We start from the raw sequence: 26,381 nt of genomic DNA, 5'->3' as shown, positions 1-26,381 counted from the left end.
GACTTGGAAAAATAAAAGACACTCCTGCGACCTTTTTCCATCGCAGGCTTGAAATTAGGATTAAAAATATTTTTTTCGCTGGGAAGAAGGCAAGATCTTCAGCATGTCGCGGTATTTTGCCACCGTTCGACGGGCGATCTGAATACCTTCTACCTTCAACATATCCACGATCTTTTGATCTGACAGTGGATTCTTAGGATCTTCTTTGGAAACAAGATCTTTGATTTTGATCTTAACCGACTCACTGGCCAAAGATTCACCGTCCGAAGAGCTGATTCCCGAGTTGAAGAAATATTTCAACTCATAGATCCCCTGAGGAGTGTGCACATATTTCGCCGTGGTCACGCGGCTCACAGTCGACTCATGCATGCCGATGTCATTGGCGATATCGCGAAGAACCATTGGTTTTAAAAACTCAGAACCCTTTTCAAAGAAGTCGCGCTGATGTTTAACGATGGACTCTGCCACCTTATAAATGGTTCTTTGTCTTTGGTGAATGGACTTAATCAACCATACCGCCGAGCGAAGCTTCTCTTGAATATAGTCTTGAGTTTTATCGCCCGAGGTTTTTCCACCTTTAAGCATATTCTTATAGAAATTAGAGATCTTCAAACGAGGAAGACCATCCTCATTCAGGGACACCACATAGTCATCACCGACTTTATATACATAGACATCCGGAGTGACATAGTGAGTATCGCTGCTCACGAAGGCGCGCCCTGGCTTCGGATCCATGGCGTAGATGATTTTGCACATCTCAATAACGTCTTCGACTTCGCGACTTAAAGCTTTCGCGATCGCTTCGTAATTCTTCTTTTCTAGATCTTTCAAATGATTATTAATCAAATTGACCAGATCATGGGTGTCTTCTTCCAAGTGTTTGGCCTGAATTAAAAGACATTCTTTCAGGTCTCGTGCGCCAACTCCTGGAGGATCAAATTCATGGATCAGGGTGAGGGTGTCTTCCAAAAGACCCAAATCCATCTTCTCCTCTTCCGCTATCTGCTCAAGAGGGACTTTAATATAACCATCATCATCAATCGCGCCAATCAAAGCGTCCGCGGCTTTTTCTTCTTCCTCAGAAAAACCATTCATCTTCACTTGCCAGTAAAGATGATCCGCCAGCGTCTGCGACGCCGTGATGACGTTTTCATAGTTCATGATCTCTTCAGAACCTGCCATCCCTGACTGGGGAGGTTTCTGATTGGCTTCAATATAGGACTCCCACTCAAACTCATCTTGCTTTTGTGGGTCTTGAATATTCTGGTCGTTGGCTTCGGGACCGGTTTCAATTTCGGTCGCCGCTTCTTTGGTGCGCTGAAGATCTTCTTCTTTGAGTTGCTCGGCCTCTTCAAGAATGGGGTTTTCTTCGAGCTCGGAGCGAACAGCCGACTCTAACTCCATACGCGACATCTGCAAAAGCTTGATCGCCTGTTGCAGCTGCGGAGTGATCACCAGAGACTGGCTCAGGTTCATCGTCTGTCGAAGAGCCATTAACTACCCCTTCATAAAAGTTACTAGGCCCAGGCACTTGCCTGATGGCTATTAAAGTTTAAAGTTCTCGCCAAGATAGAATTTACGGGCAATATCAGAATTCGCGATTTCATCAGAACTTCCGCTGACCTGAATCTTCCCATCCTTCAGTATATAAGCATAATCGCAAATACCTAAAGTCTCACGCACGTTGTGATCGGTGATCAGAACTCCTATACCTTTGGCCTTAAGATCGCGGATGATATTCTGAATGTCGGCGACCGCAATCGGATCGATCCCGGCAAAGGGTTCATCCAACAAAAGAAACTTCGGTGATCCGGCTAAAGCACGCGCAATCTCAACCCGGCGACGCTCTCCTCCCGACAAGGCATACCCATAGCTGTCGCGGATGTGATCGATATGGAAGTCCCCAATAAGCTGCTCCAGCTTCTCGGCCCTTTGAGCGCCAGAGTAACCATGAGCCTCCAAAGCCACGACGATATTCTCTGCCACCGTCAGCTTTCTAAAGATACTTGGCTCTTGGGCTAGGTAGCTCAAACCCACACGAGCTCTTTTGTACATAGGCTCTTGGGAGATATTCACTTCGTCGATATTAATACTGCCGGAGTCAGATTGTACCAATCCCACAACCATATAAAAAGAAGTGGTTTTCCCCGCCCCGTTAGGCCCCAGCAGACCGACCACTTGACCCGACTCAACTGAGAATGAAACGCCATCAACGACCTTGCGTTTTTTAAAAGATTTTGAAATGTCTTTGATGGTGAGCATACTCATTGATCTTTATTCTCCACCTTGGCTCGCACTCTTTCTACCTTAACCTTTTTTCCGCCATCAAGAAAGATGATTTCCTCGCCCGTCAGTTCATCATTATTTTGGATTACTTTGGGACGCCCTTTGAAAATGTACTTATTCGCCAAAAGGTCCAGACTCACACTGTCCGAGGTGGCGAATTTATCGGCATCACTGACCTTGACCCCGCCCTTGATGGCGATCGAGCTCAAGATGTCCGCGCCTGTATTATAGAGGAACGAGGCCTCGGGACCTTCCAGTTTCATATTATCGTAACTCATCCGAACGGATCCCAAAAAGCGAGCTTCTCGGCTTTTGCCGCTAAATTCTGCTCCGTCGGCAACAATCTCAAATTTTTTACCGGCTTTTTCAGGCTTCTCCGCTGTGATTTTTTCTTGAATCAACATCTTCGACTGATCAACTAAAACCTTCATACGACGCCCCTTGAGCAACAACCCTTCGCCGGAGTTGTCGCGAGGGCCTTTCATAAGAACTTCTTCGGGGCTTTCAATCAGTCTTGTCTTTGAAGAATAGTATATCGAGGGCGTCTGAAAAACATATCCATTCTCAGAACGAGTCATAACGTTTCCTATGACACTCAGATCTTTGGATTTGGAATCAATCGTGCCCGAATCCCCCGTGACGGTGAATTCAACTTTTTCTTTGTTATAGAAATAAACCTTAACCTGCTTCAGCTTCCAAGTCCCCGCGGCCTGACTGCCTTCGGCAGAAACTGAAAAAAGCTCCCAGTCGCGACTGCCTTGCTGACTTTCCACAAGATGAACACCTTGCATCTTTTGTTCGGCCAAGCTTTTAGGTTCTTCCGGTTTTTCGCCTCGGCGAAGACGTTCATTTTGAGCTTCAATGCGCGCACGCACTTCCGCATCGTCCTCATGCTCCAAGCGAGAAGGAAATACAATAAGAACCTCAACAAACAAAAGGATGAGAAGTGCTACAAAAATGAAGTTCTTAAATTTAGCCATATTTGTTTAAGTTCGCACTTTACAGGGACGGAGTCAGCTGCGCAGTCCGGTTAAAATTAACGTCCTGCGCATCATATAGAATCTTTAATTGGATGTCGAATCCTGAGGAAGTTTAGTCACCGCGAAATTAATCTCTCCGGCGCCAGCTTCCGTGATCGTGAAAAGGACTTTTTTAATGGTCAGAAAATCAACGCCTTTATCGGCCTGAATCGTCACCTTGCTCCACGCATTAGGATCCTCTTCCGTCTCACCCCGAGTGGACTCAACCACATCACGGATTTTATTCTGCAATTTGCTTTCTTGCTCCGCTTTTGATTTCGCTAAAGCTTCTTGCAACTGACTCTTCAGATTCTGAATATTCCAGTCTTCCGCCGCTTTAACTTCATCAAACGTCGCCACGGGATCCTTATCCAAAAGAATCTCTTTATTTGAAATCGTGACTACATGAGCCGGCTTCAGCTCACGCACGCTGGTCGCCTTGGGAAGAACCACTTCTTTCGGGATATAAAGAATTTCCCCCGTCGCGTTGTAGTTCTGCAAAAGGAAGATCACCAGCACCGTGAACATATCCACCATCGCTGTCAAAGACAGCAACGCTGTCACGTCCCGCTTCCCTTTACGTTTACTCAAGATATTGTGATAACGGTGTCTTTCACCGGGTCTGAAGATGGCCATCAGTTCGGCCCTCCTGTCGCAACGGAAATCGCTGAAAATCCTGCCGTCAGGCAGTTATCCATTGCTTTAATGAGCTGTTCATAAGGAATCGCATCCGCAACGCTGACCACCGCATCCACCTTTTCAGGGTAAAGCTGCTTCACACGTTGCAACTGTGCGACAAGACCGGCTTCATCAAACTGTTCATTCACCATGGGAAGACTGATCACTTGTCTCCCAACAGTTAAGACATAACCCATCTCTTTCACATCCACTTTCAATACGACATCCGCATTGGGAGGAGGCGTGGGAGCGGGTTGCGTGTCCGATTTCTTCCCGTACAGGGAACTACCAATTTGAATCATAGACACCTGGGTCCAAACGGCAGTGATCAGCAAGAACGTGATGAGAACACTCATCAAGTCGATGAAAGGCACGAGATTCAACTCGATATTCTTCTTTCTGCCGCTGGATTCGCCACTATCTATGTGAGCCATTGAAAACCTCTAATCTTGCCTATTAGTCTTTAATCTTTTCTCTATTCGCAACAACCAGATTCAAAAGACTCATGCTTGTCTCAACAACTTCATTCTCTGTTTTCTGAATGCGATGCTGGAACAAACCGTAAGCAACGATAGAAACGATCGCCACCAAAAGACCGAACGCCGTACAATTCAAGGCGTGCGAAATACCTTTGGAAAGTTCAAGAGCTTTCGTTGCAGGGTCGGCTGCCGCCACCGCACGGAATGAACCGATCATACCGATGATCGTTCCAAGAAGACCCGCCAAAACGGCCACGTTACCGAAAACCGCAAGGAAGGACACCCATCCCTCTACTTTAGGCATCTCTCTCATTACTGCGGCATCCATGGCTACTTGGACTTCTTCGTCAGGGCGCTTATTCATCGCCTGAACAAGTCCCGCTTTCACAGTATTTGTCAAAGGAGCGGGACGAGCATCACAGTAACTAATGGCCTGACGGAGATCGCCGGAAACCACCATTCTGAAGATTTGATCTGTGAATTCTTTTTTATCCACTGCAAGGTTTTTCATTTTCATCATTCTTTCGACGATCACAAATAAAGCCAAGATGGCAATAACTGCGATCACGTACATGACGAAACCACCTTCAGCGAAAGCGCGCTGGATGAAATTCATGTTGTCTGCTGTAACTGTTGGGTTCACGGGAACTCCTCCTTAAAATTTCTCCTCCGGGTTTGCCGGAGTTTATAAAAAAAACTAATTAGCCTGGTTCAACACAAAGGGATACGCCTGCACTTCGGCCACAAGACCTGGTGGAGGTTCTGGGAAAGTCCAACTTGCCAAACGGTCGCGAATGCAGCTTTCAACCTGGGTGTTGCCCAAAGAAGAACTCTTCACTTTCACGTTACGCGCTTGCCCTTTTTCTATAATCTCCCAGCCTAAAACAATTTTACCTTCAAGTTTACGTCCCTTTTCCATGGTGTTCAGAGCTCGCTCATAGCAACTCTTCACCTCATGAAGTTTGGCACGAATCACACGACGAATTGCTTCCTTGTCAATCGTTCCATCAAAGGACTCTTCAAAACCACCGCCCTCGATAGCGACTGTGGTTTTATTGCCGAAGCCGTCAGAGGCTCCGTAAGCAGATTGCCCCGATCCCCGTCCTTTGGTTCCAATCCCTGCAATCCCTTGGGTGGCAGTTCCTTTTCCTCCGGCACCGGCATCCTTAAACTTAGAACCTAAATCATCGCCAGCACGATCTTCATTGAATCCGGAAGTTCCTGTCGCCTTATCCGCCATTCCCAGAACCTCACCAGCTCCCGAATACGCTTTGTCGATATTGGCGCGACTTCCACCGCCACCAAAGGCGCTAAAGAGTCCCACTTTCGAAAGATCTTTATTCGACGACTGAGCATTCGCTCCTTCCGTCTGACCCGTCTTGATCGCTCCACCCTGTCGAGTTGAAGTGAATTTCTTAGTACGATCTTTGGCATTAGGCTTCGGAGCCACTTCACTAGCTCGCGCGGCCACCTGATTGGCTGCCGCCTTTTGCCCCTGCTGTCCCTTTTTCTGCGCATCCTTGTTTTGATCCGCAACCACCACCTTTTGAGGAGGCGTCGGTGTCGGAGTCGGTTGCGCCACGGGCGGCGGAGTCGGAGGAGGAGGCGTTGGAACTGGAGACGCCGCTGGTGGAGGTTTATTAAACACCACTTGCGCGATACGCTGCACTTCCTCTTGTTTGTTTTCCTGCCAGTCCTTCGGAATTGTCGCGGAGATATAGAGTGCCAACAACGACACCATCACCAAGGACATCACCACGCCCGTCATTTCCGAACCCGAGAGCATCATCGGAAGCATCGGCACCAATGGTGCTTGAGGCGAGAAGCGAATATACAAAGTGATACTGCCACCCGGCAACGTCACACAAAGCATTTCGTTTTGATCTACGCGAACGTGGTAGCCTTGGCCGCCACGTTGGGCTTTTCCATTGCGAGCTAAATCTTCAACAGGCTGAAGGCCTGCCGCCGATATCATCTCCACATTCATTTCAGCGGTGGTGTTCACCTTAAGACCACCGGCCATTTCTAAAATGGGATATCCGCGTGGAACCAAACCGTCAGGAAGAGCAATTTGTAAATCCCCACCCGTGTTCACACGAATGGTTTTATTACCTTTGAAGTGGTAGGTGGTCAGAATTCTTTCTTTCCACGCAACCAAAACCTCGACTGTGGTTCCTTTGCCAGGCTTCAAATAAGTTCTTAAATCTTGCACATCACTTGGAGGTGCAAATGTTTTTGTCTTTTTAGGTTTCTTATAGAAATTACGATCTTTACGGATCTCAGGTCGCACTGGAGCCGTTGTAATCACCGGCTTGTCTTCAACCTTGGGAACTTCCACCGGAATTGCGGGAGTCACCTTAATCTCTTCACTCTTCACCACGGCCGCTGGAGGCATCGGTGCGGGTGTCGCCTTTTTAGTTTCTACCGGCGCTACGGGGGTCGCGGCCTGACTGGCAACCGTGACTCCGGGTGCCACCTTAGGCTTCGGAACTCCGACAAAGAAGGCAATTTTAAAAGGCCCTACTTCAACCTCATCCCCTGATGAAATCAATTCATCAAGAACAGCCTGCCCATTCTTAAAGGTTCCTGATGAGGAACCCAAGTCGCATATATAGTAACCGTTATCGCGCAGCTCAATAAGACAGTGAATCGGCGAAACCTGATCGGAATCGAGATCCAAATGCACTTCGGCATTATGTCCCACCACGATCTGATCTTGATCGAACTGCTTAACACCGACGAGCTGATTGTTTTTAAAAATTCTAAATATTAAAGGCGCTCTCAATTACCACCCCGAACCCGCTGTATGTCCTCTGTTGTTCTTCTCATCTCGGGTAAAAAGTTTTCTCTTAATTTAATCAATCTTTTGTAGTTGAAGTTCTTCTTCTGAAAAAGATAGAACAATTCCGGTTTTTGGGTTGCTCCTTCGACCAACTCATCTTCGAAATTCAACGTCGCTTTTCGTTCCTTCTTGGTTGTGGTCACAGTGGTGGTCGTTGACGATGTGCGATCTGATTGCGCAAAGCTCTGGTCAAACGCACAGATCATTGCCACAAAAATTGAAATTTGGATTACATATCGCAACATAGCTTTCACCAATCCTTCACTCTATTTTAAACCAGCTTTCGCCTTATTTTCCAAAGCAATAATTTTATTGCGAGTATCTGCAGGCCCACCTACAAACTTTAGTCTGTTAATTAGGTCCAAACCCTCTTGGTATTTACCCATATGGTCTACCAACAGTGTTGCATAATTATATAAAGTTTCCTTATTGTTCGCATTGTCTTTCAAGATCGTCTTGTAAAGATCTTCGGCCCGATCGAATTTGCGATGAGCAGTCAGGGCAATCGCAAAGTTATTCAAAACTCGCGAATCACGCACGCCTCGCTTGTAAGCAGTCTCAAGGACAACCTGAGCTTTTCCATAGTCTTTTTCTTGAACATAGATGGCGCCTAAATTGGAGGCGGCCACCGCTTCATCGTTGTTGATGTCCAAAGCTTTGCGGAACGACTTAATAGCCTCACGTCTTTCCCCTTGTGCCAACTGGACAATACCCAAGTTTGAATACAGCTCGGCCATTTTGGGGCTGGCGGCAATCGCTTTATTCAAAAGGTAACGGCAAAGATCAAATCGACCTCGCTTATAATGGTACATCGCCAAAGCATTCAATGCCTTCGTATCGTTCGGCGACTGAGTCAAAATATGAGTGGCCGCCTGATAGATCTTTTCATCGCTTTGAGACTTGATGGCCTCGTTCAGCTCCGCATACTGCGATGGGGTCGCAGGAATTACCGGACGGGCTGGCTCTTCGACCACGGGAGCCTTCGGTTCTTCTTTTTTCGCCACCGGCGCTTCCGTTACGGTCTTCACTTCAGACGATTCCGTCTTCGTTTCCTTCACCGAACTGGAAGAACACCCCGCCATAACAAAAAGAGAGAGTATAACTAAGATCTTCTTCATTATTGACCTATCCAGTTTACTAAGCGGATGTCAGAGCCAATTTCTCCGCCATTATAGTAGCTCTTGGGCTCAATTTTGCTCATATAGTCGTAAGCAGTTCTAAATCCTTCATTATAGACTTCCAACTCCAAACCCCGATCGACTGCCAGCTTAAAGCTTTCACGGACTTTGGTATTGAAAGGTTCCGCGAACTTTTCAACTCCGGCCTTGTATTGTTTGGTCTCTTCCGCGTTTAATCCCGGAGGAAGAGGAGCATTTAAGATCGCTTGCGCCATGTTCTGATTGGCTTCCGCCAAAATACTGAGTGAACTCACGATTTCTTCCGCGCTGTCGTACTTGATAACTTCCGCCAACTCGCCCGTGAGTTTTGTCAAAAGAGCTACTTTCTTATCGGCAGCTGCTTTTTGTTTATTCGGGTCCGCCGGGAAGGTCACGCCCTTCAACTCTTTAAAAGTTCCTTCCGCTTCATCCAACTTAATCTTCGCGGCGTAAGAAGCCCCGACACCTTTCTTGTTTGGAGCAAAACGCTTTTGTAACGCCAAAGTCTTTTGACTCCACTCGTTGGCTTTGGTCATGGCCTTTTGACGGCGAGAAAGTTCACTAACCCAGTAAGCACTTTCAACGACTTTTTCTTGATCACGCCCGCCGGCTTCCACGTATTCCGTATAGCGTGCAATGGCCGCCGCATTCTGACCCGCCTTGCGGTGAATCTGTGCCATGCTGTAGACCGCCTCGACGTTGTCTGAATGTTTTTTGTTTAATTTTGTAAATTCCGTATAAGACCGAATCGCGTCATCTGACTTTCCCAGCGCTTCATAGAGGGCCGCCGCATTGTAAATCAAATTGGGCGCTAATGGATCTGTCGGACTTTCCTGAGCCGCTTGTCGATAAAGCTTTGCCGCCTCTTCGAAACGAGCTGAATCTTGATACTGTTTTGCCAAAAGACGATAGGCTTTGGGTTTTAACTTATCGGCGCTCGGGTCCTTCGAAGCGATCACTCCTTGGTAGGATTCAATCGCAGGACTATTCATGCCGGCTCTTTCAAAGTTGACGCCGGCATTAAACAACGCCGTGACCGCCAGACTTGATTTGGGATTCTGCTTGGCAAAAGCCGCATAAACTTGCGCACTGTCCGCGTATTTCTTTTCAAGTTCCAGATCCTGACCACGCTTAAATGACGCCTTTTCAAGAACTCCACGGATATCGGCCCCCGCCTTTGAGGATGCAATAGAAGGCACTAAGAGAAGCTCTGCTCCTGTCTTTTCTAAACCCGCGTAGTCTTTCTTCAGGTTGTAGATATCCAAAAGAAGATTGGCCGAATACTCAGCATACTTCGTGTTGGGACTCTGCTGAACGATCTCTTTAAAGTACTTCGTCGCTTCATCAAAATGATTGCTTTGATAATAAAGTCGACCGATACGGAATTTGATCTCGACGGACTTTTCAGAGCCAGGGAATTTTTCCACATACCATTGCCCCGCTTTGATAAAGCGATCCACTTTAGGCTCAAGCGGCACGGGATCTAACGAAGTCCCGACACGTTTTTGCATCTCCTGATCCGAAGGAATACTGCGTTCCACGGACAAAATTAAATTTTGTGCCGATTTTCCATAGAACTTACTCTGCGGAGCATTGTCGACAACCCATTTGTACTGCATGGACGCTTCATCGTACTTGTTCATGTCATATAAAAGCTCACCGTAATAAAAGTGCATATCTCCAGAGCTGGCTGAGTCGGCAAACTCGCGAAGATATAATTGATAACCTTCATTGGCCTGAGCTTGAGAATACGGTGCTCTGGAGTTTTGTGCGGTCTGATGCTGTTGCAAAACGTAGTTGCGCAACGTGGTCTCTCGCAGTTTATAGGAACTTTCAATCAGCTCTTTATTGCCTTTGTTGGCCGCGTACCAAGCACCATTTGAGTCATAATCTTTGACCCAACTATAAAGCTCCGTTTTGAAGCGCGACGTGTTTTTAGCATAATAATAGTTTTGCACGATCTGATACTGATACTCGAAGGCCTTCGGAGACGTGGGGTTCTGAGAAATCAGAAGCTTAAAGACCTCACGAGAAGCATCCTTATTACCACGATCAGAATATTGATATGCCAACCGTTCTAGGTAGGGATTGTAGTCGCCACCCACCAGATTCTTAAAGTAGGAAGCCGCTTTAGACGGATCTCCGCCCTCTGCATAGAACACGACGATGTCCCGCAGGGCTTCGTTTTCAAGACGGTTGCGGTTGACAGAACGTTTTCCTGCCAACTGTTCACCGATCTCGACCTTCCCCGTCTTAATAATGAACTCAAGATAGTTCATGGCCTGCTGAACCTTTCCGATGCGGAAAAGACACCAAGCGCCTTTATACAGGGCAAAGGTGTGCAGACGATGTTTTTTTTCTTTAATCAAAAATGAATACTCTTTATAGGCTTGAGCCCATTTTTCATTTTCAAAGTAGTATTCAGCCAAGGCAAAGTGCGCTTCCCCAACAAAGGAGGAGTTCGGATATCCCTGGGTCAGTTGCTCGTAATAATGAGCCCCTTTTTTGACCTCACCCAATTCAAAATAGTTGTATCCTAAGAAGAAAAGCGCCTGACTCATCTTCTCGTCGCGAGGGAAGTCCCGTTGGAACCACTCATAAAGCTGCACGGCTTTTTTGTTATACTCCCGCGCCTCCGCAACATCCAGTTTTGGCTTATTTTTGGTTTTTCCAGCCTGGAAGGCGCGCAGTTTCGCATCATAGTCATCTTGCTTGCGAGAGTCGATCAAACCCGCCTTTTCAACATAGAGCTCTGCCAAACGCAGCCAAAGCTCGCCGCGATTCGGGCTGCTTTTAAATTTTTGAGTCAACTTATAAAGCTCCCCGATCTGCTGATCGAGGACTCTTTCGTATTCTGCCTTTTCTCCGCCACCGGATTCTCTTTGCATGATCTCAGAGGAACGAGGTGGCTTCACAGACTCAAGATTGTAAGACTTCACGTCATCTTTAAAACCAAGATTTGCAGACGGCAAAGACGTGTCCGTCTTGGACATTTGAACTCGCCCCCCGCGGCTGTTTTCTCCGGCCTGCGACAACAACTCGCCCACAGTCTTTTTCTTGACGACCTTTGTGGTTTTTACGGTAGTACCTTGCGCTAAGGCCGCCGGCCCTGCGCAGAGTGCAATCAGAAGACTTGAAACAAGAAGTTGATGCCTGTTGACTTTCATATTTTACTCGCAGCTTTGTTTGCCAAGGTAGTGATAATTTCCAACTTCATCCAACCAGTACTCGCCCTTAAATGGATAGTACTCGTAACCATTTTGAATATAGAACTGACGATCCACTTTTTCGTCGATCTGTTCCGTTCCAATATCCTTTCCGGCGATTTTCTTTTTGATACTTTCTTTACGACCCGTGATCATCTCATAACGAATAAATCCGGCTTGTTCATAAAGATCACGAAGTTCCACTCTCATATTGAGGAGATGAGCCTTCGCCATGTCGCCCACTGCGAACTTCGCATTGCGACTGCGATTGCTAAGGATCTTCAGGGCATATTGTCCCAGCGGTGAAGCGCGGAAAGAAGAATTTGCCTCAACCCGGCTTCTTTCCTGATTCAATTTTTCAATATAATGCATGGATCTTTTCACGTCCCCTTGATCCAAAACGTGACGAAGAACGATGTAAGGTAAACGTAAGTTTGCGCTTTTATCTGTCGTCTTCATAAAGTGAGCCTTCTCAACTTCTGCATAGAAAGCGCTAGCTTCTGTGGTCGTCTTTAAGAAGTCTCCGATTCTGGTACGAACCGGCCCGTAAGTCTTTTCGAAAAGACTTAGAACCTTTTCCATCTCGTCGTACTTACAGATGTAGAGGTAAACGATGGAACGGAGAAGTAAACTCTCCGGCATATAAAAGTCTTCATAATATGCCGAATGGAGAGTTTGGAAATTACTTAAAGCCGAACGGAAGCGAGCCGCACGAAGCATGGCCCAACTTTGTTCAAAAATCGCGTCATGCCACATGATGGTATCTCGTGGCACCTGCGAATAGGCCTCAATAGAAGCCTCCCAATCTTGCTTTTGATAAAGAGCCCGCGCCAAGCCGATTTGCGCCGCCACTCTGTTCGTATCAGTGACGGGAGCCTTTCGGCGAGCGTCTAACATCTTGTTGAAAGTACCGATCGCCAACGCCGGTTGATTGGCTTCAAGTTCGGCCAGACCCTTGTTGTAAAGAGCTTGGAAATAATAGCTGCTGCCATAACTCACACGACCAAAAAGCTCGGCCGCCTGCCCAAACTCACGATTGCGCAGTTTGATCTCTCCCAAACGGAAGTGGATCATGTCCTTCAGGTTGGCTGGGAAATCATTAAGATCCACCCGTGAAATCGCATAGTTTAAGATCGTGTCGTCACCCAAGCTGTCGGCCACAATCGAAAGCTTTTCAATCGCCATCTTAGAGTATTTTGGATGTTTTGTACGAATCACGTCGACAAACTGGAAGGCCGCCGTCTGGTACATCTTCAGTTCGATCAACATAGTTCCCAGAATGTATTTTATTTGCGGACGTTCATCAGCCAATTCAGAACGCCGGCTGAGAGAAAATAATGAGTTCGCAGCGGACTCATACTGCCCCCCTTGCGCCATCCGCAGAGCATTGCTCAACTGATTACGCAAAGTAGCTTCACGTGAATTAGACGGAATCACCGGCGCCGCTCGACGAGGAGTGAGTTGTTTTGGGTTTGTCTTACGTTGCGCCGAACTTGTCGTCGGCATAACAAAACTTGCGACAATCAGGAGTAGTAATAATTTCTTCATCGGTAACTAGCCTCCGGAAAGAACCAACTCATACCCACGGTCAGGAAGAGATTGTTGAAAGAGTTTGTCGAACCATCAATGCCGGTCGCATTAAAGAAGTTCCAGCTAAAGTCCCAGCGAACTGCATAAGCCTTGGAAAGCGCAAAAATCTGACCTGTCGCTAAATGGATCGTCCCCGCATTTTCCCCCGCCTGAGTGTTGGTCGTTCCGTAACCCGCCGAGAAATAGAGATCAAAAGGAACGATCTTTTCATTAAACCAAGTCATTTTTCCGTAAATGGGGATATACATCAGGTCCAAACCCGCGAAGGACTTTGGATAAACCAAGTTTTCGGTGGATACGTTTTGGATCTCACGAAGTTCGTCGGTTGCCTGGCGGTTGGACGTCGAAAGACCGAAGTAGTTCAACTCCAAGCCCCACTGCTCAGTCATAAAGTAGCTGGCTTTGGCAACACCACCAAAAGTGAGAAAGAACGGATCATTGGTGACTGTTGTTAAGCCCCCAAAAAGCTGAAAACGCCCTGTCTTTGGCAAAAATCTTTTTTGAATGACTGAAATTTCCTGGAAGGGAGCCAATGTTCCCAGTCCCGAAAAATCCGTCAGCGTATTATCTTTTGGAGAAACCTCCTGATAAGCCGGTGCTGAATTAGAAATTGCAGGTGCCGGCTTGGGAGCCGACTTATCAATCTCCAACTCAATAACATCAAGTTCTTCAGCCTCATTGGCTTGTGCTCTTACGACCCCAGGGGCCGCAAGAGTCAGGAGCAAAATCAGGAAAGTGATATTCTTTTTCAACATCTGTCAGCTCCTCTTAAAACAAATACGACAGACCCACATCAAGGTTCGTCGTGAGGGTTAAGCGCTCTTGGAAATCTGAGTAGTTTGGCACAGGCTCGGCAGGCTTCAGACGTCCCGCCAAGAACGGCACAGGGGCCTGATGCGCGTAAAGACGAAGATCAAAACGGAAGGCCCAATTTTTCGTAAAATAGAATTTTTGTCCCAAACCTAAAGCGACCGCGGGGTAGGTTTTGTGGACATACTTTACAGCTCCCACCGATGCAGAGCCATACAGAAGGGTGTTGAAAACAACCGACTTGGTAACACTCATTTTCCCATAGAAAGCTTTCAGATTATAATCGATCATCCCTGTCATTTCCGGAGACGGCGCACGATCAAATTGCAGGCTGAATTGCTGATTCAGTTGATCCGCATAGCTGGACAGACCAGATGAGTTCTTCGCTAACAACAATCCCCAAGCACTACTTTCGCTTGTGTTGTAGTAAATTCCTAAACCCATTTTACTGACGTTCGCAATCGGCTCGGTCATTGCGTAACCATAGAACACGTCTGCTTCAAAACGTCCGTCGGTAAGAATATTTCTATTTTTCACGCTGACCGGCTTATCAAAGACCGGCAGAACGGATTCTTGAGCCAACTCTTCAGGAGGAAGATCTACCACCTCCGCCGCAAAGGCGGCCTTGTGCAAAAGCAAGGCGAGAACAATGACCATAACGGCTTTGAAACCATTTTTTAGCATGCATTACCTACCTAGAGGAAAAGGCCCCATATTTATAGATGTAATCACAAACTTCCCTCACAGCCCCACACCCTCCAGGTCTGCGAGTGACATACTCAGCAACTTCCAAAACTTCATCCACTGCTTCCGGGACAGTGGCTCCAAAGGCAACAGACTGAAGAAGAGGAACATCAAAAATGTCGTCGCCGACATAAGCCATCTCATCAGGCTTTATTCCAGAATCCTGTTGCAAACGTAAGAAAGAGGGCTCTTTGTCGAGCGCACCTTCATAAAAATACTGAATTCCCAAGGCTTTCACGCGGGTCCGAATGTCTTCTGCCTTTGTTCCGGTAATAACAGCGATCTTGTAACCCGCATCAATCAAGCGTTTGATGCCAACACCATCTCGAATTGAAAAAAATCGACGCCATTCATTGCCGTCAAACCACACCCGCGTGTCAGTTAAAACGCCATCAACGTCGAGGACCAACATCTTGATATTTTTCAATTTTGAAATTTCTAATCCCACTAAATCATTGTGGAAAATAATAGACAAGGGAGCAAGTGCCCTACCTTGATACAGGACTTAGGGTTGTGTTTTGATCAAGACAAAAGTCCAGAGATTTTTAGTTTAAAGCCCCAGGGACTTCGAGTGGTCTCGATCCGCCGAAAGCCACGACTTCAAATGCTCTGGAAACTGGGGAGGTTCCATCGAAAGATCCAAAACCTTTAAGAGATCTTGGGGCGACACCAATCCACCGGCTTTGCTCAAAAAGCGAGCTCGAATCATGCCGACAGCGACGAGGTCTCCCCGACTGGTGAACTTATGTTCTAAATAAAGATATCGATCATCCCAACTCAACAGGCGGGTGTGAAGTTCAAACTTCTGAAACGGCTTTAAAGAGCGACGAAAGCGAATCATCTCAGAAGCCACCACAGGATACCATCCTCGCTCTGAAATTTTTTTTGCAGCCCCCGCACGAATCATATAGTCCACGCGGGCAAGATCCTGAAGGGATAAGTAGATTCCATTGTTCATATGCATCAGCACATCCAGATCCGTGGGCCAAACTCGAAACGGCGTCGCACATTCCGACATCACCTCAACCTTTGAACGAAATCGGGAAAACAAAAGAATATGCAATAGACGAAAAATTAAGTTCATAACAACCCTATCCGGAACAACCTATAAATCACATTTGACTCAAGGACTTAGGAATGGTCAAGTGACCCTATACAGCTCTAGACGAGGTGATATCCATGAAGCCGTTTGCGACGACACTTATTATCTGTTGTTTAACCCTGCTTGCCTGCACCAAAAAGCAAGAACCAACAGCCTCTGAACTTATCGTAGGAACAGACGCGGCCTACGCCCCCTTCGAAAGTGAAACCGCTGACAAAACCGTCCAAGGTTTTGACATCGATATCATCAAGGCGATCGCAGAAAAAGCCGGACTTAAAATCAAGATCGTCAATACTCCTTGGGAAGGTCTATTCAACCAACTCGAGTCTGGAGATCGCGACATCCTGATTTCTGCAATCACGATTAACGACGAACGACGAAAAGTCATGGACTTCTCAGAACCTTACTTTGAAGCCGTGCAACTGATTGCCTTGCCTGTTTCTTCCAAGGTGACAAAGTTCGACGAGTTGAAATTACTCAAGGTGGGCGTACAAACCGGAACCACGGGGGATGAAATTGCCAGTCGTCTTCTGGGTAAATCCAGTCAAAATATCAAACGCTTTGAGGGCACCCCTTTGGCTTTACAAGAGCTGACAAATGGGGGCGTGGATGCAGTTGTCGCGGACAATGGCGTTATTGATAACTTCCTTAAAAATAATCCCAAAACATTTAAAACCGTTTCCGATGCCAGCTTCGCCAAAGAACATTACGGAATTGCCGTCAGAAAAGGAAATCACAACCTACTTAAGAAAATCAACGAGGGGCTTCAAGCCATCAAGTCCGACGGCACCTATGATCGTCTTTATAAAAACTATTTCGCCGAGAAAAAGAACTGATGTTGAGCTGGTTTCGCACGGACATCATTGTCGAGTACTGGCCCCTTTTCTTAGAAGGCCTTCAAACAACTCTTGAACTGACGCTCATCGGGGTCTTCTTTGGCACTCTTCTGGGGTTGTTTTTGGGGATTGGAAAAATTGCGTTCGTGGAGAGAGGTCCTTGGAAGTGGCCGGTCGCGATTTTTATAAGAATTCCCAGTCAGCTTTATATAACTTTTTTTCGTGGCACGCCGCTATTCGTTCAAATTCTTCTGATTCATTTTGCTTTAGTTCCGCTCCTCATTCATCCCGATGAAGGCCTGCTGATTCAGGGCCAATGGGCTCTTCATCTGAAAAGGGAATACGGAGCATTTATTTCTGGGGCGTTAGCTCTTTCTTTAAATGCCGCCGCTTACATCGCCGAGATTTTTCGGGCAGGAATCCAATCCATAGACAAAGGGCAATTTGAGGCCGCCCGCTCCTTAGGTCTTAACTATTTTCAAACTATGAAATTAGTTATTATTCCTCAAGCATTTCGCCGCATGCTTCCCCCCTTGGGAAATGAGGCGATTACCTTATTAAAAGACTCCTCCTTGGTGTCCGCTATTGGCCTTGCTGAACTGGCCTATGCGGCTCGCACCGCCGCTGGAGCCTATTCCCGCTATTGGGAGCCTTATCTTTTTATTTCATTCATCTATCTAATTATCACTTTAGGTCTATCCTACGGAGTTCACCTTCTTGAAAGAAAGTTTAAAAACTCATGATTCAAGTCAAAGACCTGCAAAAATATTTCGGTGAAAAGCAAGTTCTTAAGAATATCAACTGCGAGATTAAGGACAATGAGGTCGTGTGTGTCATCGGCCCCTCGGGTTCAGGCAAAAGCACCTTTCTTAGATGTCTCAACGCTTTGGAAACTACACAGGGTGGTGAGGTTCTCGTGGATCAATTCAATGTGACCGATCCTGAGACCGATCTCAATCTTTTACGCTCTCATGTTGGAATGGTCTTTCAGCGCTTCAATCTTTTTCCACACATGACCGCATTGGAGAATATCTGCTTGGCTCCTATTTCTGTCAAAAAGATGACTCGGGAAAAAGCTGAAATGAAGGCCCGAGAGCTTCTCAAACGTGTCGGACTTTCAGAAAAAGAGAACTCCTATCCTCATGAACTCTCGGGAGGACAGCAACAACGCGTCGCCATTGCTCGCGCTTTAGCCATGGAACCCCAGCTTCTGCTCTTTGATGAACCGACGTCGGCACTTGATCCTGAAATGGTTGGAGAAGTTTTGGACGTGATTAGGTCTTTAGCCCATGGCGGAAAAACCATGGTGGTCGTCACTCACGAAATGGGCTTTGCAAAACAAGTTTGTGATCGCGTGTTCTTCATGGATGCGGGGCAAATTATTGAAATCGGAACTCCGGCACAAATCTTTAGCGACGCTCAAAATGAACGAACACGATCCTTTTTAAGTAAAATTCTTTAGTTAAGAGTGGAATTTCTTCTCACTGGGGTACTGAATCTTCATGTCATCCTCGAAAAGACTTTCTCTTTCAAAACAAGCAAAGGCTCCCGAAGAAAAATCCAAGGTGACCAAGGGGTTTCCCGCCCTTCTTTTTTCGATCAGACAGTGCTGCATCTCTTGCAGACTTTGCACCCTTTGTCCATTAATTCGCGTGATCATATCCCCCAGTTCCACTCCAGCCTCGTCCCCGATACTTCCGCCCCCAACATGGGTCACGATCAAGTTGTGCCCCTGAACCGAGTAGTCACGATAAGCGCGAACCCGTTCAAAGGCCACATAGACCGTCAAGGCCGAGATCACCTCTTCACAAACCTCCTGAATAATGATCCCTGCAAAGTAGATATAACCTCGTTGAGTGATGATAGGTTTTGAAGGGAATTCTCCGGCAGCCCAGGAAGTTGCTTTCGACTTCAAGGTCAGACGCTTTCCTTCACGAAAAATACTTAAGGAAATCAAGTCAGAAGGAAGGGTGTCGTGAATGATGTCGTAGATATTTTTTTTGCGATAGCTTTTCTCCAAAAGAACATATCCGTGACGATCTATGGGACGAGCATTAATTGCCATAATCACGTCGTGCGTTTTTAAACCCATTTTCTCGGCCAGACTGCCTTTAAAAACTTCTGTGACAATCACACCCTCCATGGCCTTCATTCCCAAATACCGTGCGTTGGCCTCCGAATTTTTCTGGAGGGTTGCGCCTAAGCGGGGAATCTGCGCTTCTCCTTTTTCCAAAATATCTTGCAAAACATTGTCCACCAGATAGATCGGAGTAATAAAACCAATATTTTCCGCTGGCACGATCATCGCGGTATTAATGCCGATCACCCAACCACCACTGGTGATGGCAGGCCCCCCGGAATTTCCGGGATTGATCGCGGCGTCCGTCACCAGACGCTCAATCGAATAGTCCGAGCCAGAGATAAAGTTCGAAATCTCTCCTCCTGAAATATTGGGTTCATCCATTCCCATCGGATAACCAATGGCTTTCACTTCATCTCCTCGCATAATACTTTTTGAAAATGACACCTTCAACGCGGGAAGAGTTTTAAGATGTGCGATCTTTAAATAACGACGAACTTCCTTTTCCGGCATTTTCAAAAGAGCGATATCGGGTTCTAGATCAGGAACAAGCACGATAACTTCGACCTGGAAGAGCTCTTCGCTGGTCAAGATCGACATAATCTCAAGATGAGTTGCATTTCGAACCACATGACTGTTGGTAAGAATATAACCTTCTTCACCTTCGATCCGAATAAAAAATCCTGAAGCCACCCACTCTTCAGGGAAAACGAAACGGGGATCCAAGATAGAGCGAATTTCGCCTTCCCCGAAACCGCGCCCATAGATTCGCACAACCCCTTTCATGGCTTCGTGGGTTTGTTGCCGACTTCTCTTTTCAAGTTCAGTGCCTTTGATCATAAATACCCCTCATCATCGCACCCACCTTCTTTTTCCAGAGTAATGCGCCCCCGTTAGGATGGCCAATGAAGTACCTTGATCTCCACAAAAGTCACAATCCTGCGAAATAGCATAGACCGCCTCCGTCAAAACTTGACCTCACACGCCTCCACAGACAATGTTTCAATAGAGAGAACAGTAATCCCACTTTCTGCGAGAGTCCTATGTCCACAAAACCGATTCAACTCATCGATCAATCTAAAAAATGGCTTTCCCATGAGGTCTATCCCTTGTGGAGTGAAAAGGGCCTTGATCTAAAATATGGCGGTTTCGTAGAAAGCATTTCTTTTGATGGAAGCCCCATGGATGTTCCTCGACGAGCCATGGTCCAAGCCCGACAGATCTACGCCTTTTTGACCGGAGCCAAAATGGGCTGCTGCCCTCAAGACGTCGCGTCCTCTGCAATCGAACAAGGAACGCGTTACATGATGGAACGCTTTTCTGATTCTTCGGGCGCTTTTATTTATTCCGTGCACCCAGATGGAACTCCGAAAAGTCGAACTCCCGATCTGTACACTCAGGCCTTTGCTCTTTTTGGTTTGGCGCAAGCTTACTCTTTAAATCCTCGTCCGGAGTATAAAGAGTGCGCCAAAACCCTGCTAAAGTATCTTCACAACGAGCGTCGCGTAGCGGGAGGCGGTTACACGGAAGTCGATGACAATGGCACTGTCTCTTACAAATCCAACCCCCATATGCATCTTTTCGAATCCGCCGTGGCGTGGATGCAGATTGACTCCGATCCAGAATGGAAGGACTTAGGACATGAACTTATCACACTCTGTTTGAATAAGTTCATCAACCCTCAATCCCACGTCCTGGGAGAATACTTCGATGAGCAATGGAATCATCTTCTGCAAAATGGAGTCTTCATCTATGAGCCTGGCCATCAATATGAATGGGCGTGGTTGATGTCTTTGTATGAAGACCTTACTGGACAAAGCTTAAAATCAGTACGACATCAGTTGTTCCTTCTGGCTGAAGAACACGGGACCTCACCAGAGCGTAAAGTGGTCTTTGATGAAATGTGGAGCAACTACATGCCGAAGACTCGGTCATCTCGATTCTGGCCGCAATGTGAAAGAATCAAGGCGGCAGTTCGTTTGGGGTGTGAGGTTTCAGGTGAAGACCAAGCCCGCTACGCTAAGGCTGCGGATGAGTCTTTAACGACTTTGTTTAAATTTTTCGAAACACCAATGAAGGGTCTTTGGTATGACATGCTGTCGGCCGAAGATACTTTTAGTGGCTCCTCGGCGAAGGCCAGCTCGCTTTATCACATTGTCAATGCGATGGAAGAGTATGTGAATCTTCGCCCAAAACTGACAGGATTTTAGTAGTCGGTTCCCCAAGATGAATCAGGGTCTGGCTCTAAATCATACATGCTGAGATCGAAATAGAGGACCTTCCCTTGGGCTCGGTATTCAAAACATCCGTTTTTTTGCGCACTCAAGTTAAATCCAGCGCCCCACCAATAGTATCCGGGCACTTCATTCACGGTATTGGCTTTACTTGCCGGGTTCTGTAAGACGCGCAGATCTGTGGTTGGAAAATTTCCACCAACGATATTTCTGGTATGATGTCGCCAACGAATGTGGTCATCGTTTAACACGTCTCCATTTTCATCCAAAGCCTGAAGTTGTTCGGCCGTATGATACAAGATTTCGACAGCTCCATCGCCAAACATCTCCCGATACATTCCAGACATGTTATTGACTGGATACTTGTCGTATTTATCTTTCATGAGCTGCTGTGGAATCAACAAATGAGAATGGCCCATATCCGGAAAGAAAACCGCATCGACATATTTCAACTCAAAAGCTCTTTCAACGTGACGAACGATGGTTTTCACAAAGCTTTCGGAAATTTCAATATCGCCCCCACGAAACCCATCGTAGGGCAATTTCAAAGCTTGCTTCTGGGAGTCCCAATAAGCACGGCGGGGCAAACGCTTTGGCGATTGATAGATCTCGACAAATTTTTGAAGCATGGTGGGAAGGTCATAACCCCAGCGAAACTCACCGGAATAAAGAGGCTTTTCTTCTGAAGAAAGGGGGGCACAACGCTGTGAAATTTCAATCGTTGAATTTCCAGCCCAAGTCACTTGCGCCCAAAGAAGGGGAAATAGAATCCACTTTTTCATGTTCACCTCTACCTTATTGCTTCACAGGTAGTGCAGATTCTATTCCATGTCTCAATTTGGGACAATAGTCTTTACGCTATCACATGTGTTCGCTGAGCTCCTGAAGGGCGGCCACGGTGGTTTTCGTTCTTTGTTCAAACTCGCCATTCTCACTCAGCAAGCTTTTGGCTCCCGGAACGTCTCCACCTTCAACCGCTTTCACAACCTCGCCGGCCGCCTTATGAAACAAGGCATGTTCCTTTTTCAAAGTGGCAAACGTAGGGATATGATTGTGCTTCTGACCGCTTCCATAAATCCACTTTCCTACGGCGCACTGATTGTCTTGGCAGACAACCTCGCTATTGAGCTTTTCAGAACTGACGCCATCGACGTAGTTTTTCAAACGTCCACGCCACTTAAGGTGGGCTTGAATGGCTTCTTGGAAATTGAGATCCGTTTTTTCCTGAACTTCGTGTTGCTTCGCGGTCCCCAAAAGTTCGGCCTCAAGAACATCCACGATTCGCATAAGGCCTTCCGCTTGCCCCAGGGATTTGGCGGAATACTCAGAGGACTGTTGAGCGACTCCCGAGTTTTCAATTGTTGCGCGCTCCAACTCGCTCACCGCTTTAGAAATCTGGTGAATGCCGGTCGTTTGCTCTTGGCTGGCGCTGGCAATTTCCCCATTTAAAGAGTTCACGTTCTCAATGGAGCTCAAGATCGACTTCATTGAAGCCCCACTGCGATCGGCGCTCTTTTTACCATTTTCGATCTTATGCAGACTGTCTGTAATCAAAGTACCGATTTCTTTGGCAGAGTCCGCACTCTTCTGCGCCAAAGCCCTCACCGCATCGGCGACGACAGCAAATCCTTTCCCGTGTTCGCCCGCACGAGCGGCCTCCACGGAAGCGTTCAAAGCCAAAAGATTCGTTTGGAATGCAATATCATCAATGATCTTCATGATCTCTTCAATTTGCTTTGAGCTTTCCGAGATTTCATTCATCGATACAATCAGATTCTGCATCTCCAAACTGCCCTGAGAAGCATGATTTTTTGCTTCATTAGCCAGTTCTCGGGCTTTCAAAGAATTTTGTGCATTGATCGAAACCATACTGCTTAACTCTTCCAAAGACGCACTGGTTTCCTCAATAGCTGCCGCTTGAGTTGAAGAGGACTCTGAAACCTTAGAAGCTGAATGAATAAGATTTTGACCGACTTCAAGAGCAATGCCTGCATCCGTTCTTAAGTTCTGAACCGCGATATAGAAAGTTCGAATTGTTCTACTAATGGTGTAGCCCAAATAAGCACTAAATAAAATTGCCACAATCATCGCAAACACTGACATATAAAGTTTGCTGTTACGGGCTGATCTCAGCTCTTTCATTCGGCTTTGTAAAAATCCATCAAAGTCATGGTCCAGACTCAGAATAAGTTCGGCGTTCTTCTTTGAAAGGTCGGAAAGCTTTTGATAGGACTGTGCCTTATTCGTCAAAGTCCGATCCGCATTGATTACCAAAGAATAGACTTCGCGCAACTGCTCTCGAATATTGTCTTGATAAGATTGATAGTTCTTCTGATAAGAATCCAACTCGCCATAATAGACAGAATCGTTCTGTTTGATTTTGTCCAAATTCATAATGACTCGTTTAACAACTTCCTCAAACTGAGCCTGACTGCCAAGAAGACGGCTTTTTTGGAATTCGATCATAACATCGTCGGCCCCACCCACGAACTGGCCAAACTGAATGTAAGCTTCCTGCACCTTCGGAAGCCAGTTGATCAAGAGATCCATCACGTAAAAGGAATCCAAATCCGGATCTAAAACAATATTGTAGCTGTCCGCAATGTTTTCTCTGACCGACATCAAGTCTTGATTGAACATGAGGAAGCGTCCACCCACCTTTTTTTCCTCGAGACTAGAAGAAAGATAAGCCTCCAGAGATTTTTTAAGCTTTTCGCTATCTAATTTCTCTGGCGGGAGTTCCGCAAGAATATCGCTCCACTCTTTAGAAAGAGATTCTTTATCCTTGTCCTCAATATCTTTGTTACTCGCAACACTCTGAAAATGCGTCGCGGTCGCTTTAGATTGAAAGCTGGTTAGTTGTTCTAAGACAACACTGCCCTTCACTTCCTTAGCAGAAAACATCACTTGTTCGTTGGCAGCCTGATAGAGGTAGTAAATCATCGCTAACAGGGGCAACGAAAAGATCATGATGGACAAAATAAAGCGACTGGAGATACTCCAACTTCTCATGCAGGCAATCCTTGTGTGCTAAAACAGTTAAGGTTCTGTTAATTTATCGAATTTTCTCAGAAAGGTCGCAGTCTTTCTGAAGACCTGTCCCAAAGGAGGAGGCCCCTTAGTGAACCATTCAAATGGGCTCCCATCAAAAATCTCTCGAGGCAAACGCTTATGTTTCACGGAAGCTGATTTTCAAAGAATCGCTTCAAGTAAATCCCTCTCTCATCCGAAGCAAGAGAAGCCAATGAAGGAGTCCTCCATGAAGCACATCTTAAGACTAGTTCCTGCATTCCTTTTTCTCTCAGGAGTCACCACGTGGGCCGCGGAAAACTGCACGTCCGCCAATAAAGTCGCCGTCTGTTCAGATGAACTTATCAAAGAAAAGGTTGAATGGGCTTGTGCCCAACTGGAAGAAAAAGGCAAAACGGCCCTTCTCACCATCAATAGCATGCGCTTTGAGTGCTGTGGAGAACCTAACTATGTATGGATCAACGATTTTACTCCCAAGATGATCATCCATCCATTAAAGCCCAACATGAATGGCATGAATCTAACGAATGAAAAAGACCCTCAAGGTAAAGCCATCTTCGTCGAGTTCTCAAACGCCGCAACAAAATCCCCAGAAGGATCGTGGGTGAACTACGAGTGGACGAAATTTGGGGATAAAAAGGCAACACCCAAGAAGGCCTGGATCCGTCGCTGTCAAGCTAAGGATCTTCAGGACCCATGGGTTGTAGGCTCTGGAACTTGGGAATAGGAAATTTACTTCACCTTGACGGTCGCTACGGTGCAAATACTTCCCTGAAGCAGAGAAGCTCCGCGATAGATCGTCGCATCTAAGACGTTTTCTCCCTTAAGAGCTTCCTCACGCGCGGCCTCACACTCTTTCAGATAGTGGCGGCAGATCCCGGGACTGTCTTCATTTTCACAAACCCAGAAGAAGTCCTTATACTTCTTAGTTTCTAATTTAACTTCGGGAAGTTCCGAGTGCAGTTCCACACTGCAAATGATTTTTGCTCGCCCATCTGCTTGCACTTCTTGGGACCAGCTATAGGTAAACTTCTTATACTTCAAATCTAGATTCTGGGATTTACTAATTTCATTTCTGCGCTCATCAATACCGCGGATAAAGTGCTCACAGCGTTCTCCCAGCTCTTGCACCGTTCCCATTCGACTCCATTTGACAACTCGATCGGAAGGTCTTCCAAAGGTACAACGCAAACCTTCTTCATCACAACCAACTCCCGTATAATAGGGGGCCGCCTGCGCAATGCTGCCCAAGACTAGAAGAGCAAAGATAAGTACAAGATTCTTCTTCATAAAAAAACACCTTTTCTAATGAGTCCTCGAATGCCCCTACCTTAGCGAAAAACAGGCCGCCCCGAAATCCGCTCTAAAGCCCCTACGTCTATTTTAAAAGGACTCAGCCTGTCTATGAGTCAGACAGAGGTGACCGATATTGGCGCCAGAAAAGATATGCCCTAACGAATCCAACTAACAATAGGAGGAACCTCTCGCTTCGGTTCGTGAGGCGCCTCGGTGGGATAACCCACGATAATAGGCAAAACAGGGGTGAAGTCTTTGGGGATGGAAAGCTCTTTTCTAAAATGATCGTTCCGTAAAACATCTCGTGCAAAACCGACAACGCAGGTGCCAAGCCCCAGACTGTAGGCCGCCAACATCAGATTTTGGCCCGCAAAATAGGCGTCTCCCGTCGGCTCAAAACCTTCCGTCTTGGCGCAAATAACAATCAAAGTGCCTGCTCCGTAAAAAATATCAAAACCGGGATCAGAAAGAGGTGTGAGCTTCTTTTCAAGAGAACTGCTCCACATAGGTGAATGCAATACGACCTCTTTCGCTTCCTGACTGATACGATGAAGAAGAGGTTTATTCTGGACAACAGCAAAACACCAGGGTTGAAGATTCATCGCACTCGGAGCCCAATGAGCGGCATCGAGTAAAAGAGCGACGGAATCATTATCTACATGCTTAGAGGAATAAGCGCGAATCGAACGTCGACTGCGAATAGCATCAAGGACACTTACGTTTTTTCTTTTGGATTTCTTGTGTTCGAAGTCGAAAGCGGGTTGCTCCATAATCACTCCTCATATGCACGCAGATTAGCTCCAATTTCAGAAACAAAAAACCGAGCTCGTCAAAAAACAAAGCCCTCGATTTATTCTGAGAGGATTATGGCTGCAAAAGAACAAGAAGAAGTTCTATAAGATCCCTTTAGGACCCTGTAAGAGAAATTGGTGGAGCTGATCGGGATCGAACCGACGACCTCAACACTGCCAGCGTTGCGCTCTCCCAGCTGA

At 46.6% G+C, this 26,381-nt stretch carries 25 protein-coding genes; 5 read left to right on the top strand and 20 right to left on the bottom strand.

What is annotated here, in order from left to right; translation table 11 throughout:
• Positions 1 to 60: 60 nt before the first annotated feature.
• The 15 genes from rpoN to ACM64D_RS07990 all read right to left on the bottom strand — a co-directional run bounded on the left by rpoN (position 61) and on the right by ACM64D_RS07990 (position 15,895).
• On the bottom strand, positions 61 to 1,494 hold the full coding sequence (gene rpoN / locus ACM64D_RS08060) for an RNA polymerase factor sigma-54 (protein WP_415062691.1): 1,434 nt from the start codon (positions 1,492 to 1,494) through the stop codon (positions 61 to 63).
• 51 nt (positions 1,495 to 1,545) lie between these two features.
• Complete coding sequence (gene lptB / locus ACM64D_RS08055; RefSeq protein WP_415062690.1) at positions 1,546 to 2,268, bottom strand: LPS export ABC transporter ATP-binding protein; 723 nt, start codon at positions 2,266 to 2,268, stop codon at positions 1,546 to 1,548.
• Entirely contained in the window at positions 2,265 to 3,266 is a 1,002-nt protein-coding gene (lptC, locus tag ACM64D_RS08050) for an LPS export ABC transporter periplasmic protein LptC (RefSeq protein ID WP_415062689.1), read from the bottom strand. The genes lptB and lptC overlap by 4 nt, the downstream gene beginning before the upstream one ends.
• An 84-nt stretch (positions 3,267 to 3,350) precedes the next feature.
• Positions 3,351 to 3,941, bottom strand: coding sequence for an ExbD/TolR family protein (locus ACM64D_RS08045; protein ID WP_415062688.1), 591 nt, complete (start codon positions 3,939 to 3,941; stop codon positions 3,351 to 3,353).
• Positions 3,941 to 4,417, bottom strand: coding sequence for an ExbD/TolR family protein (locus tag ACM64D_RS08040; RefSeq protein ID WP_415062687.1), 477 nt, complete (start codon positions 4,415 to 4,417; stop codon positions 3,941 to 3,943). Before ACM64D_RS08040 ends, ACM64D_RS08045 begins: the two co-directional genes overlap by 1 nt.
• A gap of 22 nt (positions 4,418 to 4,439) precedes the next feature.
• A complete protein-coding gene (locus ACM64D_RS08035; RefSeq protein WP_415062686.1) occupies positions 4,440 to 5,105 on the bottom strand; it encodes a MotA/TolQ/ExbB proton channel family protein in 666 nt (221 codons plus the stop codon).
• 54 nt (positions 5,106 to 5,159) lie between these two features.
• Entirely contained in the window at positions 5,160 to 7,247 is a 2,088-nt protein-coding gene (locus ACM64D_RS08030; RefSeq protein ID WP_415062685.1) for an AgmX/PglI C-terminal domain-containing protein, read from the bottom strand.
• A complete protein-coding gene (locus tag ACM64D_RS08025; RefSeq protein ID WP_415062684.1) occupies positions 7,244 to 7,558 on the bottom strand; it encodes a hypothetical protein in 315 nt (104 codons plus the stop codon). Before ACM64D_RS08025 ends, ACM64D_RS08030 begins: the two co-directional genes overlap by 4 nt.
• 12 nt (positions 7,559 to 7,570) lie before the next feature.
• On the bottom strand, positions 7,571 to 8,422 hold the full coding sequence (locus tag ACM64D_RS08020) for a tetratricopeptide repeat protein (protein ID WP_415062683.1): 852 nt from the start codon (positions 8,420 to 8,422) through the stop codon (positions 7,571 to 7,573).
• On the bottom strand, positions 8,422 to 11,628 hold the full coding sequence (locus ACM64D_RS08015; protein ID WP_415062682.1) for a tetratricopeptide repeat protein: 3,207 nt from the start codon (positions 11,626 to 11,628) through the stop codon (positions 8,422 to 8,424). The genes ACM64D_RS08020 and ACM64D_RS08015 overlap by 1 nt, the downstream gene beginning before the upstream one ends.
• Before the next feature lie 3 nt (positions 11,629 to 11,631).
• A complete protein-coding gene (locus tag ACM64D_RS08010) occupies positions 11,632 to 13,215 on the bottom strand; it encodes a tetratricopeptide repeat protein (protein ID WP_415062681.1) in 1,584 nt (527 codons plus the stop codon).
• Positions 13,212 to 14,012, bottom strand: a complete 801-nt coding sequence (locus tag ACM64D_RS08005; protein ID WP_415062680.1) for an outer membrane beta-barrel domain-containing protein — start codon at positions 14,010 to 14,012, stop codon at positions 13,212 to 13,214. The genes ACM64D_RS08010 and ACM64D_RS08005 overlap by 4 nt, the downstream gene beginning before the upstream one ends.
• A 13-nt stretch (positions 14,013 to 14,025) precedes the next feature.
• Positions 14,026 to 14,751 (bottom strand): outer membrane beta-barrel domain-containing protein, encoded by a 726-nt coding sequence (locus ACM64D_RS08000; RefSeq protein WP_415062679.1) that lies wholly within the window; start codon positions 14,749 to 14,751, stop codon positions 14,026 to 14,028.
• Between the two features lie 7 nt (positions 14,752 to 14,758).
• Positions 14,759 to 15,238 (bottom strand): KdsC family phosphatase, encoded by a 480-nt coding sequence (locus ACM64D_RS07995; RefSeq protein ID WP_415062678.1) that lies wholly within the window; start codon positions 15,236 to 15,238, stop codon positions 14,759 to 14,761.
• Between the two features lie 123 nt (positions 15,239 to 15,361).
• A complete protein-coding gene (locus ACM64D_RS07990; protein WP_415062677.1) occupies positions 15,362 to 15,895 on the bottom strand; it encodes a thioesterase family protein in 534 nt (177 codons plus the stop codon).
• Positions 15,896 to 15,990: 95 nt separating this feature from the next.
• Here ACM64D_RS07990 and ACM64D_RS07985 point away from each other — a divergent pair, with 95 nt between their 5' ends.
• The 3 genes from ACM64D_RS07985 to ACM64D_RS07975 are packed head-to-tail and all read left to right on the top strand — an operon-like array spanning position 15,991 to position 18,211.
• Entirely contained in the window at positions 15,991 to 16,749 is a 759-nt protein-coding gene (locus ACM64D_RS07985; protein ID WP_415062676.1) for a basic amino acid ABC transporter substrate-binding protein, read from the top strand.
• The gene (locus ACM64D_RS07980) at positions 16,749 to 17,492 is read left to right on the top strand and encodes an amino acid ABC transporter permease (protein ID WP_415062675.1); all 744 of its coding nucleotides are present in this window, start codon (positions 16,749 to 16,751) and stop codon (positions 17,490 to 17,492) included. Before ACM64D_RS07985 ends, ACM64D_RS07980 begins: the two co-directional genes overlap by 1 nt.
• Entirely contained in the window at positions 17,489 to 18,211 is a 723-nt protein-coding gene (locus ACM64D_RS07975; RefSeq protein ID WP_415062674.1) for an amino acid ABC transporter ATP-binding protein, read from the top strand. Before ACM64D_RS07980 ends, ACM64D_RS07975 begins: the two co-directional genes overlap by 4 nt.
• Here the strand turns inward: ACM64D_RS07975 and ACM64D_RS07970 are convergent, their stop codons facing one another.
• Positions 18,212 to 19,669: a trypsin-like peptidase domain-containing protein gene (locus ACM64D_RS07970; protein ID WP_415062673.1), complete on the bottom strand. Its 1,458-nt coding sequence runs from the start codon at positions 19,667 to 19,669 to the stop codon at positions 18,212 to 18,214.
• Between the two features lie 203 nt (positions 19,670 to 19,872).
• Here ACM64D_RS07970 and ACM64D_RS07965 point away from each other — a divergent pair, with 203 nt between their 5' ends.
• Positions 19,873 to 21,039, top strand: a complete 1,167-nt coding sequence (locus tag ACM64D_RS07965) for an AGE family epimerase/isomerase (RefSeq protein WP_415062672.1) — start codon at positions 19,873 to 19,875, stop codon at positions 21,037 to 21,039.
• On the opposite strand, the gene ACM64D_RS07960 is transcribed toward ACM64D_RS07965, so the two are convergent.
• Together ACM64D_RS07960 and ACM64D_RS07955 are read right to left on the bottom strand one after the other, a co-directional pair.
• Positions 21,036 to 21,845 carry a hypothetical protein gene (locus ACM64D_RS07960; RefSeq protein WP_415062671.1) on the bottom strand — a complete coding sequence of 270 codons (810 nt, stop codon included), beginning with the start codon at positions 21,843 to 21,845 and terminating at the stop codon, positions 21,036 to 21,038. The genes ACM64D_RS07965 and ACM64D_RS07960 overlap by 4 nt on opposite strands.
• A 79-nt stretch (positions 21,846 to 21,924) precedes the next feature.
• On the bottom strand, positions 21,925 to 24,075 hold the full coding sequence (locus ACM64D_RS07955) for a methyl-accepting chemotaxis protein (protein ID WP_415062670.1): 2,151 nt from the start codon (positions 24,073 to 24,075) through the stop codon (positions 21,925 to 21,927).
• A gap of 247 nt (positions 24,076 to 24,322) precedes the next feature.
• Between ACM64D_RS07955 and ACM64D_RS07950 the strand changes: the two genes are divergently transcribed.
• On the top strand, positions 24,323 to 24,820 hold the full coding sequence (locus ACM64D_RS07950) for a cache domain-containing protein (RefSeq protein ID WP_415062669.1): 498 nt from the start codon (positions 24,323 to 24,325) through the stop codon (positions 24,818 to 24,820).
• A gap of 5 nt (positions 24,821 to 24,825) precedes the next feature.
• Here ACM64D_RS07950 and ACM64D_RS07945 read toward each other — a convergent pair whose 3' ends face one another.
• Complete coding sequence (locus ACM64D_RS07945) at positions 24,826 to 25,383, bottom strand: hypothetical protein (protein WP_415062668.1); 558 nt, start codon at positions 25,381 to 25,383, stop codon at positions 24,826 to 24,828.
• 161 nt (positions 25,384 to 25,544) lie between these two features.
• The gene (locus ACM64D_RS07940) at positions 25,545 to 26,159 is read right to left on the bottom strand and encodes a nitroreductase family protein (protein ID WP_415062667.1); all 615 of its coding nucleotides are present in this window, start codon (positions 26,157 to 26,159) and stop codon (positions 25,545 to 25,547) included.
• Positions 26,160 to 26,381 lie beyond the last annotated feature (222 nt).

The organism is Bdellovibrio sp., assembly GCF_047637665.1.
Classification (GTDB): Bacteria; Bdellovibrionota; Bdellovibrionia; order Bdellovibrionales; family Bdellovibrionaceae; genus Bdellovibrio.
Note: the sequence above shows the minus strand (reverse complement) of the source record. Positions and strands in the feature narration are given on the sequence as shown.